The 14,263-nt window shown below is 63.2% G+C and carries 14 protein-coding genes; 10 read left to right on the forward strand and 4 right to left on the reverse strand.

Annotation, left to right across the window (positions count from 1 at the left end):
- The coding region (locus QN222_RS24570; RefSeq protein ID WP_284005629.1) for a CbbQ/NirQ/NorQ C-terminal domain-containing protein at positions 1 to 512 on the forward strand (512 nt) is incomplete at its 5' end.
- Between the two features lie 10 nt (positions 513 to 522).
- A complete protein-coding gene (locus tag QN222_RS24575; RefSeq protein WP_283965714.1) occupies positions 523 to 2,424 on the forward strand; it encodes a nitric oxide reductase activation protein NorD in 1,902 nt (633 codons plus the stop codon).
- 123 nt (positions 2,425 to 2,547) lie between these two features.
- Here the strand turns inward: QN222_RS24575 and QN222_RS24580 are convergent, their stop codons facing one another.
- Both QN222_RS24580 and hemN read right to left on the reverse strand, forming a co-directional pair.
- Positions 2,548 to 3,006, reverse strand: a complete 459-nt coding sequence (locus tag QN222_RS24580; RefSeq protein ID WP_283965713.1) for a cupin domain-containing protein — start codon at positions 3,004 to 3,006, stop codon at positions 2,548 to 2,550.
- Positions 3,007 to 3,252: 246 nt separating this feature from the next.
- Positions 3,253 to 4,605, reverse strand: coding sequence for an oxygen-independent coproporphyrinogen III oxidase (gene hemN / locus QN222_RS24585; RefSeq protein ID WP_283965719.1), 1,353 nt, complete (start codon positions 4,603 to 4,605; stop codon positions 3,253 to 3,255).
- A 294-nt stretch (positions 4,606 to 4,899) separates the two neighbouring features.
- On the opposite strand from hemN, the gene QN222_RS24590 reads away from it, so the two are divergent.
- The 4 genes from QN222_RS24590 to QN222_RS24605 all read left to right on the forward strand — a co-directional run bounded on the left by QN222_RS24590 (position 4,900) and on the right by QN222_RS24605 (position 7,557).
- Positions 4,900 to 5,181 carry a DUF2249 domain-containing protein gene (locus QN222_RS24590; protein WP_283965712.1) on the forward strand — a complete coding sequence of 94 codons (282 nt, stop codon included), beginning with the start codon at positions 4,900 to 4,902 and terminating at the stop codon, positions 5,179 to 5,181.
- Between the two features lie 183 nt (positions 5,182 to 5,364).
- Positions 5,365 to 6,729: a hypothetical protein gene (locus tag QN222_RS24595; protein ID WP_284005630.1), complete on the forward strand. Its 1,365-nt coding sequence runs from the start codon at positions 5,365 to 5,367 to the stop codon at positions 6,727 to 6,729.
- Positions 6,726 to 7,256, forward strand: a complete 531-nt coding sequence (locus tag QN222_RS24600) for a DUF2249 domain-containing protein (protein WP_283964081.1) — start codon at positions 6,726 to 6,728, stop codon at positions 7,254 to 7,256. Before QN222_RS24595 ends, QN222_RS24600 begins: the two co-directional genes overlap by 4 nt.
- Positions 7,243 to 7,557: a metal-sulfur cluster assembly factor gene (locus QN222_RS24605; RefSeq protein WP_283964082.1), complete on the forward strand. Its 315-nt coding sequence runs from the start codon at positions 7,243 to 7,245 to the stop codon at positions 7,555 to 7,557. The genes QN222_RS24600 and QN222_RS24605 overlap by 14 nt, the downstream gene beginning before the upstream one ends.
- A gap of 102 nt (positions 7,558 to 7,659) precedes the next feature.
- Here QN222_RS24605 and QN222_RS24610 read toward each other — a convergent pair whose 3' ends face one another.
- The gene (locus QN222_RS24610; protein ID WP_283964083.1) at positions 7,660 to 9,141 is read right to left on the reverse strand and encodes a M10 family metallopeptidase; all 1,482 of its coding nucleotides are present in this window, start codon (positions 9,139 to 9,141) and stop codon (positions 7,660 to 7,662) included.
- A gap of 313 nt (positions 9,142 to 9,454) precedes the next feature.
- Between QN222_RS24610 and QN222_RS24615 the strand changes: the two genes are divergently transcribed.
- On the forward strand, positions 9,455 to 9,613 hold the full coding sequence (locus QN222_RS24615) for a hypothetical protein (protein ID WP_283964084.1): 159 nt from the start codon (positions 9,455 to 9,457) through the stop codon (positions 9,611 to 9,613).
- Between the two features lie 54 nt (positions 9,614 to 9,667).
- Here the strand turns inward: QN222_RS24615 and QN222_RS24620 are convergent, their stop codons facing one another.
- Positions 9,668 to 10,888 carry an NnrS family protein gene (locus tag QN222_RS24620; protein WP_283964085.1) on the reverse strand — a complete coding sequence of 407 codons (1,221 nt, stop codon included), beginning with the start codon at positions 10,886 to 10,888 and terminating at the stop codon, positions 9,668 to 9,670.
- Between the two features lie 361 nt (positions 10,889 to 11,249).
- Between QN222_RS24620 and nirK the strand changes: the two genes are divergently transcribed.
- The 3 genes from nirK to QN222_RS24635 all read left to right on the forward strand — a co-directional run bounded on the left by nirK (position 11,250) and on the right by QN222_RS24635 (position 14,216).
- On the forward strand, positions 11,250 to 12,383 hold the full coding sequence (nirK, locus tag QN222_RS24625; RefSeq protein WP_283964086.1) for a copper-containing nitrite reductase: 1,134 nt from the start codon (positions 11,250 to 11,252) through the stop codon (positions 12,381 to 12,383).
- An 84-nt stretch (positions 12,384 to 12,467) separates the two neighbouring features.
- Entirely contained in the window at positions 12,468 to 13,382 is a 915-nt protein-coding gene (locus QN222_RS24630; RefSeq protein WP_283964087.1) for a formylglycine-generating enzyme family protein, read from the forward strand.
- A 132-nt stretch (positions 13,383 to 13,514) separates the two neighbouring features.
- A complete protein-coding gene (locus QN222_RS24635) occupies positions 13,515 to 14,216 on the forward strand; it encodes a Crp/Fnr family transcriptional regulator (RefSeq protein ID WP_336621040.1) in 702 nt (233 codons plus the stop codon).
- Positions 14,217 to 14,263: the final 47 nt, after the last annotated feature.

The following is a 14,263-nucleotide window of genomic DNA, read 5'->3' on the forward strand; positions in this document are numbered from 1 at the left end:
AGGGCGGCGTGTGCTATCTCGACGAGATCGTCGAGGCGCGCAAGGACGTCGCCGTCGTCCTGCATCCGCTCACCGACGATCGCCGCATGCTGCCCTTGGAGCGCACCGGCGAGATGCTCGAGGCGCCGTCCGGTTTCATGCTGGTCGTTTCCTATAATCCCGGCTACCAGAATCTCCTCAAGAGCCTGAAGCCTAGCACCCGGCAGCGGTTCGTCGCGATCGAGTTCGATTTCCTGCCGAAGGCGCAGGAAGTCGCCGTCGTCTCGGCGGAAAGCGGGCTTGCCGAGGGGCAGGTGGCGCGGCTCGTCGACCTCGCCGCACGCCTGAGAGCGCTCAAGGGCCACGATCTCGAAGAGGGCGTTTCGACCCGCCTGCTCGTCTACTGCGCCAGCCTGATCGATGCCGGCATGCCGGCGAAGGAGGCTGTTCGCGCTGCCATGATCGAGCCCCTGACCGACGAGCCCGACGTCAGGGCCGCTCTGCTGGAAGTGGCCGATTCCCTGATAGCCTGAGGTCTTGGCGATGCTCGATTTCCTCGAACTGGAAGAAACGGTCGGCCGTGCCTGGCACCGCTTCATCGGCAATACGCGCACGTGGCGGCGCCACCCGGAGCACGCAGTGCGGCTCGCCGATCTCCTGCCGGTGCTCGCGATCTCGTTCCGCGGGCACGGCGGCGAGAACGCAGTGCAGATCGCCCCGGCACGTGGGCGCACTTCGGCCCACAGGCTCAAGTGGCGTCAGAGAGTGGGCCTCGGGGAAGAGAAGCTCACGCAGCCCGGGCGCGATCACGCATCGCTGATGCTGCCGGCGGAAATCGATCTTTTCCCGGACAAGGAGCTCAATCGCGACCTCTATTTCTGGCTTGTTGCCTATATGGCGACGATGTCGCTGGAGCCGCTGGCGGAGGCCGATCTTCTCCGCCGCGACCTTACCGCACTCGCCCGTGCGGAAGCAACGGTCGCCACCGTGTTGGGCGCGTTTCCGGGCATGCGCGCGCGTTACCGCCGGCTGGCGGCAGCCGTCCTTGCAGAACGGACCCGAGGCGCGCTGCCATCCATCGAACAGCATGTCGAAAACCGCATCCTCGGTATCCTGCGGAAGGCCGCCGGGGACCCGGACAAGAACCTGCCGGTCATCTTCCCGCATCGCGCGCCGCCGGGCTATCTGCCGATGCTGCCTCTGCCGCTTTGGCCGGATGCGCTGGCGCGCGCGGAGACGGAAACGCGGCGCGAGGACGATGAGCCGGCGCAGGGCGGGGCGGCGTCGCCCGCCGTCGAGACCGAGCGTCATGTCGCGACCCGCGAGAACCCCGAGAACCGCAAGGGCGACCGCAGCCCCTTCATTCTCAATCGCTTCGAGAAGATCCTTGCGATGGCGGAGATGGTCAATGTCGATCGGCCAGCCGACGACAGCGACGACCACGACGCGAAGGCGGCGGAAGAGCTGGACGAGATGACGCTCGGCGAACGGAAGGGGCGCCCGTCCGCACGCTTCCGGTTCGATCTGGACCTGCCGCCCGAGGCGGTCGACGTCACACCGTTGACGGCCGAACATACTTATCCGGAGTGGAACTACCGCACCGGCACCTATCTCAAGGACCATTGCCGTGTATTGGCTTCCCCCGCTTCGGCGCTCGCCGACCGCGCCGAACTGACATCCGAGACGCAAAGCCTCATCCGTCGCGTACGGCGCCAGTTCGAGGTGCTGCGCCCGCGTCACGAGATCCTGCGCGCGCAGATCGACGGTGCCGACCTCGATCTCGACGCTGTGGTTCGCGCACGCACCGATCTTGCGGCCGGCGGCCAGGGAAGCGACCGCATTCACCTGATGAGCCGGCCGCAGGCGCACGATCTCGCCGTCACCATTCTTGTCGACGTGTCCCTCTCGACCGATTCCTGGTCGGACGATCACCGCGTGCTCGATGTCGAGAAGGAGGCGCTGACGATCCTGGCGCATGGCCTGGCCGCCTGCGGCGACAATCATTCGATCCTGACCTTCACGTCGCGTCGGCGCGACTGGGTGAGGGTGGAAACCGTCAAGGCTTTCGATGAGCCAATGAGCGGTCTCGTCGAGGCGCGGATCGCTGCGCTCAAGCCCGGTTATTACACCCGTATCGGCGCGGCGATCCGGCACGCCTCGGCCGAACTTCGCAAGCAGCCGAACCGCAAGAAGCTGCTGCTGGTGCTGACCGACGGCAAGCCGAACGACGTCGACCACTACGAGGGACGCTTCGCGCTGGAAGACAGCCGGCGTGCCGTGTCGGAGGCGCGCCGAAGCGGGATCAGCACCTTTGCCGTCACTGTCGACCGCGAGGCGCGTTCCTATGTGCCGACGATGTTCGGCCAGAACGGCTATGCCATGGTCGGCAACATTGCCCGCCTACCGGCCGCACTTCCCGCCATTTATCGCGGCCTTGCCGGATAGGGGCGACGGAGGAGCCACGGAATGGCCCGGTCCGCACCGCAGCCCAGCCCAGCCCTAACTGAGATGTGGTTTCGTGGTTGAATGTCTGTGCAACAGCCACAGGCCTTCGCCATGGACCGCACCTCAGTCCGGCGGCGGACCCATTATCTCGAGTCCAAACTGGTCCGCCGCGACGGTCGCGATCTCGTCCAGGTTCTCGTCTCCCAAACCGAGCTGGGCAACCACCTCGAAAAAGCGTTCAAAGCCTGCGGGTAGAATGACGGTCAGGAGGCGTCCGGAGGCAGTGCCAATATTCTTGAAGGAGTGGACCTGATGGCGGGGTAACAGTGCGATACCGCCAGGACCGATGTCGAACACGTCATCACCACGCCAGATTCGAAATGTGCCCTCGATCACATAGGAGACTTCATCCTCCCGGCTATGGCGGTGCAGCGGTGCAGCCACGCCTGGTGGTACGATCTCCTCGATCACGGACGCGTCGAGCCCGCCGGCTGGATCGCGACGAATGATAACTGTCTCGGCGAACACCTCGAGTGCGCAGTCCGCTTGCCCTCGGGGTGCATTGCTCCCCGGTTCTGCCATCCCGCTCCTCCATGACTGGCCGTGAGGTCTCGCCTGTCAGGCCGCGGCGCGGATGAAGACCCACATTTTATTGAGACCCTGGGGTGAGGCAAACGCATTTTTCCACTACTTCAGATTTCTTGAGCAAGACAAACACCCTCAGCCTTTGCGCCGCAGCGGTTCGTCAGGAAATCAACGTAAGATCCACATTTGGTGAAGGGCCGGGGTTCGCACCGGCCTCTTCTTTTGCTGCCGCGAACGTTCTCTTTACGCTGCCTTGCTGTGCGTCCTTTGCGACTGCTCGAGATAGGCGTCAAAGGCGGCGGCGACGGCGCGGACGACGAAGCGGTGATCCTGCCGCACCTGAATGACGCCGTCGGCAACGTCCAGCACGCCGTCGTCGGCGAGCACCGCGAGCTTGGCGTTCTGGTCGATAAGCGGACGAGCGTCGAAACCGTGCGCCGCGGCGATTGCAGCGACATCGGCGCTGAAGTCGCACATCAGCCTTTCGATGACCTCGCCCCGCATGCGGTCTTCGCCGGTCAGGCGATATCCCTTTGCCGTCGCCAGGCGGCCGGACGCGATGTGGCGGGCGTAGAGGCCGGGCGCCACTTCGTTCTGCGCATAGCCTTCCTGTGAACGGCCGATGGCGGACGCGCCGAAACCGATGAGCGTTTCGCAATTGTCGGTCGTGTAGCCCTGAAAATTGCGCCGCAGCTTTCCGGTGTCCTGGGCTTTTACGAGGTCGTCGTGCGGCAGGGCGAAGTGATCGAGGCCGATCTGCCGGTAGCCCGCGGCGACGAGGGTTTCGCTTATGGCCATCGCCTGGGCATTGCGGGCAGCACCGTCCGGCAGGGCGTTCTCGTCGATCATGCGCTGATGCTTCTTGAAGGAGGGGATGTGCGCATAGCCGAAGACGGCAAAGCGCTCCGGCCGCATCGCCAGGGCCGCCTTCGCGGTTGCGATACAGGAGTCGACGGTTTGATGCGGCAGGCCGTAGATCAGGTCGAAATTGATGCTCTCGACGCCGGACCGGCGCAGATGGTGTACGGCGTCCGCCGTCTGTGCCTCGCTCTGGATGCGGTTGATGGCTTTCTGGACGACCGGATCGAAGCTCTGCACGCCGAGACTGGCGCGGGTGACGCCGCCGGCGCCAAGCGCTTCCGCCATCTCGACCGTCAGTCGGCGGGGATCGATCTCGACCGCGATGCCGGTCGATCCGTCGAAGGAGAATTGCTCGCGCAACAGATTGATCAGGGCGAGGAATTCCTCCGGCTCGATGATCGTCGGCGTGCCGCCGCCGAAATGCACTTCGCCGATCGGAAGCGGCTGGCGCGTGCGGGCTGCCACCATCCGGATCTCGTCCTTCAAGACCGCGAGATAGTCGAGGATCGGCTCGTCCTGCCGGGTGATCGTCGTGTGACATCCGCAATACCAGCACATCGAACGGCAGAAGGGGATGTGCAGATAGATCGATACGTCTTGTTCGCGCGGTATCGCCGCCAACCATTCGGAATAGGTTTCGTGATCGATCGTGTCCGCAAAACGTGGCGCGGTCGGATAGCTTGTGTAACGCGGCAGGCGCATTTCGCCGTACTTCTGCAGGATTGAGGCGTGCATGGCGGTTCCTATGGTCATGTGGGAATTCATGACCCGACCCTAGGGTGCGATGCCGGACCGTTCTTTGCGAAATGCCAAGTACTGCATGTTTCCTAAGATCGTCGCCGATTTAAGAAACATCCAGCGATCCTAAGACGCGCGACGCTGCAGTAGGCGCGTTGCTCAATCCGGAATTTGTTTGCGCTTCGACAAAATGCAGCGTTGCCGCCCCGACTAGTTTTCTCAAATCCGGGGCGATCACGCCGCCTTGCCCCTGAGAAGCGAACAATGTCGGCGGCGGCGAACGGATCCCTCATGACAACTGCAGAAACGGAATCAAAGCCCTTCATCGACGTCCGGACCATTCCGCCGGTGGAGCGTCATCCGAAAATTTTCGGCATGCTGAATGCTCTCGCTGCGGGTGGTTCCCTCATCCTCATCAATGACCACGACCCGCGACCGCTCCACTACCAGCTCGAAGCGCGACATCCCGGCGAATTCTTCTGGGAGTATCTGGAACAGGGGCCCGACGTATGGCGCGTCGAAATCGGGCGCCACGAGGCTTCCGGCTGCGACTGCTGCTGCGGTGGACATTGAGCGGCGGCCGCTTTCCACGCCTGCCTATCAGAGCCGGTCACGTGACCTCGCCACTGCATGTTCTTAAATCGTAGCCGGTTCAAGGATAAAGACATGCAGCAATTCAAGATGCTGCGTCCTTTGTGCGTCTGATCTGGCGCGGCGCCTCGGGTTCGCGTGATCCGGTCAACCAGGTGAATCGAGATGTTCGGGGCCACGCTTTCTCGCTGGACCATGTCCTATTTCGCTGCCGCGCTCGCCTTTCTCCTGATCGGCGAGACGATGATGGTCCTTGGCTACGGATATCCCGCCGCCGCCATGGAGGCGCCCGAAACCCTGGCGCTGGTTCACACGATCGCGCTTGGCTGGTTGAGCCTGCTGATGGCCGGTGCGCTGCTGCAATTCGTGCCGGTCCTTGTCGGCCGGCCGCTTTGCTGCACCCATCTCGCCCTTCCTGCGCTCGTGCTTCTCGTAGCCGGCATCGCCGGTCTGGTCGTCGGTTTCGTCGGTCTTTCCGGCAGTGTCGATCTGCCGCCGATCGCGCTGCCGGTGGCGGCGGTTCTGACGATAGCCGGCTTTGCCTTAATCGGGTTCGTCTTCGCGGTGACGTTATGGCGCGCGCGGCCGCTGCCGCTCACCGCGCGGTTCGTCGTCATCGGCCTCGGCGCGCTGGTCGTAACAGTGCTGCTCGGCGGAACCTATGCCTTCGTCCTCGGCGGCGTGGCGGGAGCCGATGCTGCGATCGCCCTCACATTGGAAGGGGTCTCGCTGCATGCCGTACTCGGCCTTGGCGGCTGGCTGACCTTTACAACAATGGGCGTCAGCTATCGTCTCCTGACCATGTTCATGCTTTCGCCGGATGGGGAGCGCCGCAGCAGCAGGATCGTCTGGCTGTCCGGCAGCGGTGCGCTTGGCCTGGTAGCCGGCGTCGTTCCGCTTATTCTGGCGGGCTCGATCGGCCGTTTTGCTTTGTTGCTCCTTGCGGCCTTTCTTGGCGTGCTTGCGGTCGTGGTCTATGCCAGTGACATCTTCCGGATCTACCGGGAGCGAAGGAGGCGGGAAATCGAGCTCAACATCCGCGCGAGCATCGGTGCCTTTGGCGCGCTTGCAGCCGCCACGGTGCTTTTCGTGGGACTGATCGTGACTGGCCGCATCGAACAGGGTATCGGTTCGCTCGTTTATCTTGTCGCTTTCGGCTGGCTGACGGGCATGGGCCTTGCGCAACTTTACAAGATCATTCCTTTCATGACCTGGCTCGAATGCTATGGTCCGGCGCTCGGCCGCACCCCGACGCCGCGCGTCCAGGATCTGGTCGTCGAAAGGCGGGCGCTCGGCTGGTTTCGCGCGTTCTACGCATCGATGCTTGTCGCGACCCTCAGTCTCTCGGTCGGTGCGGAGCCGCTTTTCCGGCTTGCCAGCCTTTGCCAATTGGTCGCAATCTTGGTGCTTGTCCTTGAGTTTACCCGGGCGCGCCGGCTCTCGAACGTACCAGTCAGCCTCCGCTTGCCGACAGGTGCTCAACGTCCGCACCTCTTCCTGCCATCCTTCCAGTTATGGAGACAACCATGACCATAGAACCCCATGAACTCGACGTCCGGCCGATATTGCGCGGCGGCGGCGATCCCTTTCAGGTGATCATGAACGCCGCCGACAACCTCGTCCCCGGGCAGGCCCTGAGACTCATCGCCTCGTTCCGGCCGGTGCCGCTCTTCAGCGTCATGGCCGGGCGCGGGTTTTCCCACCAGGAGGAGGCCCTCGGAAACGGCGACTGGGCCGTGCTGTTCACACCGCAAGAGCAGGTCGACGACATTCGCGTGTCGGGCGGGGACATGAACCTGGACGGATGGCCGGATCCGACACGCCAGCTCGACCTGACCGATCTCGATCCACCCGAGCCGATGGTGCGCATCCTCGCCGCGCTCGAGAAGATGGAAGTCGGCGAAGTGCTCTTTGCCTTGCTCGCGCGGGAGCCGCTGTTTCTCTACCCCGAACTCGCCAAACGCGGCCATCGCTGGGCCGGGAACTTCGATGTGACCGGCGAGGTCTATCGCATCCTCATTCGGGTCGGAAAGCCGGATCATCATGTCGGCGCCTGATACCGAGGAACTGGTCGAACGCATCCGCGAGGCGCTGCGGATCGTCATCGATCCGGAACTGGGATCGAACGTCGTCGACCTCGGTCTGATCTATGACATCGAGGTGCTGGAGGGCGGCGTCGCGCGCGTCACCATGACGACCACCGTGAAGGGCTGCCCGGCGACGACCTTTCTCAAGGAGGCGGTGCAGAACTGCGTCTGGTATGTCCCCGGCGTCGAATATGCCGAGGTGCGGCTGACCTACGAGCCGCCATGGACGCCGGACAGGATGGCTACGGCTGTGGAGCCATACGGGCGATGAGAGGCGGCGTGGCTACGGCGCCGCGCGTCTTATCAGATGCACAAGGACGCTGCAGTACTTTGAAATGCTGCTGCCAGCGCTTCATCGAGCGGGGTGAGCCGCTCAGAGGATGAAGTAACCCTTCTGCATGGCAACGGCATCGTCGAGGTGGATGGCGAAATCCGCCTTCCTGTCGCCGTTGACGTCACCATAGATATAGGTGTCGGATGTCGCGCGGTCGTAGCGCAGCTCGCCCTTGCCGCCGGAGAACGCGGCTGTTCCGACGAAGACAAATGCCTGGTTCCCCGTCGCCGTCGTATTGGCGTCGATCGCTGAAAGATCGAGCCTGTCCGATTGCGAGGCGACGAAGTCGTAGATCGTGTCACGGCCGGTGGTGGCGACGGTCGTTTCCGCGAGTGACTTGAAGAGAAACCGATCGGCTCCGGTCCCGCCGGTCAGCCTGTCCGCTCCGGCGCCGCCATAAAGGCTGTCATTGCCGACGCCGCCGTCGAGCAAGTCGTTGCCACGGTCGCCGCTCAGTGCGTCGTTGCCGGCATAGCCGCGCAGCGTGTTGGCAGCCTGGTTGCCGATGATCGAATCGTTGGCCGATCCGCCCAGAACGTTTTCGATCAGCGAGCGCGTGTCGCCGTGGTAAAGCAGGGCGTTGAAGATGTTGCCGCGTGCGAAGCCGTCGTTCGGGCCGCCGCCGAGATAGGCGAGCTGGTCGGCGCTGAAGGTCGAAGCCTGGCCGGGGCGCAAATCGATCTTGAGCCCGGTCCTGTAGGCCGAGAGGTCGTAGGTGTCGGTGCCGCCGCCATCCCAGACTGTCGCGAAAATCCGGTTGGCGCCCGGGGCGATGGCGGTCGCGCCGTTGACCAGCGTAGCGCCGCTGCCCGGTGTCCACTTGTAGACAGTGTTACCGCTGTTGGTCGTGAAGTCGGCGCCGTACATCTCCTGCAGCGCGGCGATGTCGGCCATCATGAAGGTTTGCGGCGCTCCGTAGCGCTCATACCAGTAGGCGTTGCCGGAGCCGACGAAGCCGCTATAGGTCATGATCGAATATTCGATCGAATTGTATTGCGCGGGCAGCGCCCCGAAGTCGTCGGCCTCGTGCCCGTGCGACAGGCCGAGTGCGTGGCCAAGCTCATGCAGCAGCGTATGCCAGGCGTAGTTTCCAGCGACCGGAGTGCGATAGTCGTTCACCGTGCCGGCATAGGCGGTGCCGAACCAGATGTCGCCGGCTTCTGCATTGGTACCCGGATAATAGGCGTAGGCCGTGCTCGGCACCTTCGACTGCGCGAATCGGACTGTCGCGGTGTTGGCGTTGCCGAGGGCGAGGCTGGCGTTGGTGAAGCCTTCGACCGAGAAGCCATCATTGGCGGCGGAACCGAAGGATTGTTCCATCGCGAAAAGTGCGGTGTTTTTCTGGGCGGCCGATACCGCAGCAAAGCCGCTGTTCTTTTCTCCGCTGTAGCTGTAGCTGCCGGTGGCTGTGGGAAAGGCATAGGTGATCGTGCCGTTCCAGGCCACGTTCGAGAGCACCCCATCAATCAGGCTGTTCCCGCTCGGCTTCACAATTTTGATGGATTTGCCCGTTCCGCTCATGCAAATTCCCACTCTTGACGTGATGGCGTCTACCGCATGTTTCCTTAAATCGTCGCCGATTTAAGGAAACATGCAGCAATTGAAAGTGCTACAGCGTCCTTTGCGCGTCTTATCAGACGCGCTGCGCTGTAGAGCCTTGAAACTCGCGTCCGGGACAATAGCTGCCGCGAGATACGATTCTTATAAGCCGATCGTTAAAATTGGAGACATTTTTGTGGCCATGCGCAGATTATTGAAATCGGTCGGTTTCGCCATCCTCCTGATAGGCATGTCGACCTCTGTGCAAGGCGCGACGAAAGCAGGCGGGGTAGAAATGCAGAAGCCTCCGGATCCCGAGGCCGCCGTCAGGTCGGAGTTCGAGCGGGTGAAGGCGAAGAACACGGTCGAGGCCTATGAGCGCTTCATTCGCCGGCACCCGGACCACGCGCTGGCTGAGGAGGCGCGGAAGGCTCTCTTGCGCCTCAAGCAGTAAGAGCCTGGCCGAGGTTACGTCGGCCAGGCTCCCGATGTCGACGCGGTGGGGATATCAGGCGCCGCGCGGCGCGCGGCGGTTGCGCAAGAGCATCGGCCCGTATTCCAGGCAGAACAGCGTGAATGCGCCTATCCACAGGGCGCCCGATACGGCGGCCAGGAGGTGATAATAGGTCGGCACGATTTCCGCGAAAGGCCGCAGGAGTGCCGCGCCGATGATTGCCACATAGGATGCGCTGGTGATCGGCGACGACGTCAAGGGCCGGCCGGTGTGACCCCGGCTTGCGCGGGTCATCACCGCCAGCATCATGCACGCGATGACGCCGACGGTCAGGATGTGCATCACCGGATATTCCCCGAGCGCGCCGAGCGCGCCCGCGGCAATCCCGGCGAATCCGAGCGGCACGAAGGCGTAGGCGACGTGCAGCACAACGAGCAGCTTTTCGCGATAGGTCGTCCAGCCGCGCCAGCGAAAGAGGCGGGCAATATGAAGCAAGGCTGCGACCGTCGCGATTGCGGCGGTCAACAGGTGCTCCGGCGCCAGCACCCAGGAGGCGAGCGCCGCGATGCCCGCCAGGATGGCGACCGTGTCGAAGCGATTATAGGGCACCGGAAAATCGCTACGGCCGAACTTGTTCAGCCAGTTGCGCGTGAAGCTCGGCAGAATTCGTCCGCCCACGATCATGATCAGCATGACATATGCCCCGATCGCCAGCCTTGCCGCCGTATCGACGTTGGCGTCGGCGAGCACGGCGAGGTGGAAATGGACGTTGGCGCATGACAGCAACACCAATCCGCCGATCACTTTCAGGTCCTTCCACTTCCGTCCAGCGATCACTTCGCGCGCGCAGATCGCCAGTAGCGTCGGAAGAAACAGTGCTTCGATCACAGCCGCCATCGTCAGGCCGAGAAGATCGGCTGCGAGCAGCGCCAACCGGCCCGCCAGCCAGAGACCGAAGAGCCCGGCGAGCGGCAGACCGGATACGGGAAGCCTGCCGGTCCAGTTCGGAACCGCCGTCAGGAGGAAGCCGGCGAGCACGGCGGACGAGAAGCCGAACAACATTTCATGGGCATGCCAGTGCGCGGCACCATAACTCCCCGCGATGTCGATGCCCGAGGTCAGTGCGGCAATCCACGCCGCCATCGCGCCGACCGCCCAAAGACCTGCTCCGAGAAAGAACGGCCTGAAGCCATAGGAGAAGAGAACGGGCCCGGTGGTGGCAAGCCCGCGCGGTATGCCCCCACGGGGCGGCGATTTGCTGCGCATATGAAACATGGTCCGATCCTGTCTGCGGAATCCCGGGGATTGCCGGGATGGCATCGACTACCACGGCCCAAGGCCCATTGTTTGCGAAAACGCAAGTATTGGCGCGCTTTGCTAAAGCGCAAGTATTGGTGGGGGTGCGACAAAGTGCGCAGGTGAATTTTCGAAAATATGGAAGGCGCCAGCAAACGTTTGTTCCAAGACAAAGATGTCGGTGGCATCTGGTTCTACTTGGAATACGAACGCTGAAAAAAGAGCGGTCAAAGCAACGGTCAGCCGGCCTTGGGGGCAATGGCAACCGTAACACGTTGAATATTGGCGTGATCTTTCGACAACAATTCCGGTGTCGCGATCATGCCCAAGGAGAGCGATGATGAGTGAACAGCTTCAGATGACTCGCAGGACGGTTCTTGCCGGCGCGGCTTTCGCAGGCGCCTTGACGCCCCTCTTGCAGACGGCGACGGCGCAGGCGGCGCCCGCCGCCGCGGCGGCCACTCCGCCGGTCGACATCTCGACCTTGCCGCGCGTGAAGGTGGAACTCGTCAAGCCGCCTTTTGTCCATGTCCATGACCAGGTGGCCAAGACCAGTCCCCGCATCGTCGAATTCACGATGACCATTCAGGAAAAGAAGCTCGTCATCGACGGCGACGGAACGGAAATCAACGCCATGACCTTCAATGGCTCGGTGCCGGGCCCGCTGATGGTCGTGCATGAGGGCGATTACGTCGAACTCACGCTGATCAACCCGGACACCAACATGCTTCTGCACAATATCGACTTTCACGCCGCGACCGGTGCGCTCGGCGGCGGCGGCCTGACGAAAGTCAATCCCGGCGAAGAGGCAGTTCTGCGCTTCAAGGCAACCAAGCCGGGCGTGTTCGTCTACCATTGCGCGCCGGAAGGCATGGTGCCCTGGCACGTCACCTCGGGCATGAACGGCGCAATCATGGTGCTGCCGCGCGACGGCCTCAAGGACGAAATGGGCCAGCCGCTCACCTATGACCGCGTCTACTATGTCGGCGAGCAGGATTTCTACGTGCCGCGCGACGAGGCCGGCAACTACAAGAAATACGAAACCCCCGGCGACGCCTACGAGGACACGGTCAAGGCCATGCGCACGCTGATCCCGACGCACGTCGTCTTCAACGGTGCCGTCGGCGCGCTTACCGGCGACAACGCGCTGACCGCCGCCGTCGGCGAAAAAGTGCTGATCATCCATTCGCAGGCGAACCGCGATACGCGGCCGCACCTGATCGGCGGGCATGGTGATTACGTCTGGGCGACCGGCAAGTTCCGCAACCCGCCGGACCTCGATCAGGAGACATGGCTTATCCCCGGTGGCACGGCCGGCGCGGCGTTCTACACGTTCCGCCAACCCGGCATCTATGCCTATGTCAACCATAACCTGATCGAAGCGTTCGAGCTCGGCGCTGCCGGCCATTTCAAGGTCACCGGCGAATGGAACGACGACCTGATGACGGCGGTGGTCAAGCCAGCATCGATGTAAGCAGATACTTACGAAGCGCCGCCGCGGGGCCGCATCCATCTCCCCGCGTCGGCAGCGACAAATGTCCCATCCGGAAACCAAGCCATGAGCAAGAAGAACCGGAAAACTTCGCCCTCGATCCTCTCGCTGACTGTGCCGGCGGCTCTGCTCGTCGCGCTCGGCGTAACACTGTCGGCGAAACTCGGCCTGTTCGATCCGGTGGGACCGGTCTCCGGCCTTGCGATCCAGGGGCCGGAGACCGTCGTCATCGAAACGAGGCAGATGCGTTATCGCGCTGAAGGACACTTCCTGAAACGCGGTTTGGCCGTCGACGCGCCGCTGGTCGATGCCGCGCTCAGCGAACCCTTCGCGATCACCAAGTATCAGGTTAGCCTCGGTGAATATCGCCGTTGTGTCGAGGATGGCGCCTGCCAGGCGCCGGAGGCCGGGGGTGGCGCTGAGGACGTGCCGGTCACGGGCGTCAACCACAGTGACGCAGAGAACTACGCCAAGTGGCTTACGGCGCAGACCGGAGAAGTCTGGCGGCTTCCGACAGACGAGCAATGGGCCTTTGCCGCCGGCAGCAAATTTCCGGACGATGCACTGGGGATCGATGCCGAAAGCGATAATCCGGCGCTCCGCTGGCTCGCTGACTATGAGCGTGAGGCAAGCCGCCAGAAGTCGCCCGATCCGCACCCGCAGCCGCGCGGCACGTTCGGCGAGAACGAGTACGGCGTGGCCGATGTCGGCGGCAACGTCTGGGAATGGACCAGGACCTGCCATCGCCGCGTGACGATCGGCGATCGCGGCGAGGTGCTGAAGGAGCAGCCGGCCTGCGGCATCTATGTCGTCGACGGCAAGCACCGCGCCTCCATGAGTTTCTTCGTGCGCGAGCCCAAGAGCGGCGGCTGTGCCGTGGGCGTTCCGCCGGACAATCTCGGCTTCCGCCTCGTGCGTGACGATCGCTGGTACGCTCGTATGCTCTATGCCTATGAACGGCGACGCGAGGGTGCGGTATGACAGCGCATATGACGTCCGGGCCGGCCGTTGAGGCCCCGCGCGGACGACAAGGGCGCGGGACAGTCCTTTCTTGCTCCGGTGCTGTATGGTATAGCAGCCGCCATATCCGAACGGCAGAAGACAAGGAACGAAGTGGCCGCGCTCGACCGAACTCTCGTCAAATCACTCCCACTGTTTCAGAAGATGAGCGACCAGGAGCTCGATCAGCTGCTGGCGCACGCGACCGTCCGGCGCGTTCCGCAAAACGAGGCGGTGTTCGAGCAGGGCGCCACGGCGGAATTCTTCTACCTCTTGCTGCATGGACGCCTGAAGGTCACCCAGGTGACGCGGGACGGCCAACAGATCATTGTTCGCGTCGTCAATCCCGGTGATCTTTTCGGCTTTGCCCGCGCCCTTCAGCGCAACGACTATCCCGGAACCGCGACGTCGGCGACCGAAAGCCTGGTGCTCGCCTGGCCGACGGAGCTCTGGAACGTCTTCGTCGAGATGAACCCGCATCTCGCAGTAAATGCCATGCATACGATCGGCCAGCGGCTGGATGAGGCGCATACCCGTATCCGGGAAATGTCGACCGAGGAAGTCGAACGGCGCGTCGCCCATGCCGTGCTGCGCCTTGCCGCCCAAGCGGGCCGCCGGGAACGGAGCGGGGTGCGCATCGATTTCCCGATCTCGCGGCAGGATATCGCCGAAATGACCGGCACGACACTGCACACTGTCTCGCGAATCTTGAGCGCCTGGGAAGGACGCGGTCTCGTCCAGGGCGGCAGGCAGAAGCTCGTCCTCTGCGACATCCCCGGGCTGAAGCGCCTCGCCGAACAGGCGGAAGAACGATAGCTTCACGAAATCAGCGCCGGGTTATGTTCGACCCGGCTTAGCCACCA

The organism is Sinorhizobium sp. 6-70 (genome assembly GCF_030124375.1).
Classification (GTDB): Bacteria; Pseudomonadota; Alphaproteobacteria; order Rhizobiales; family Rhizobiaceae; genus Sinorhizobium.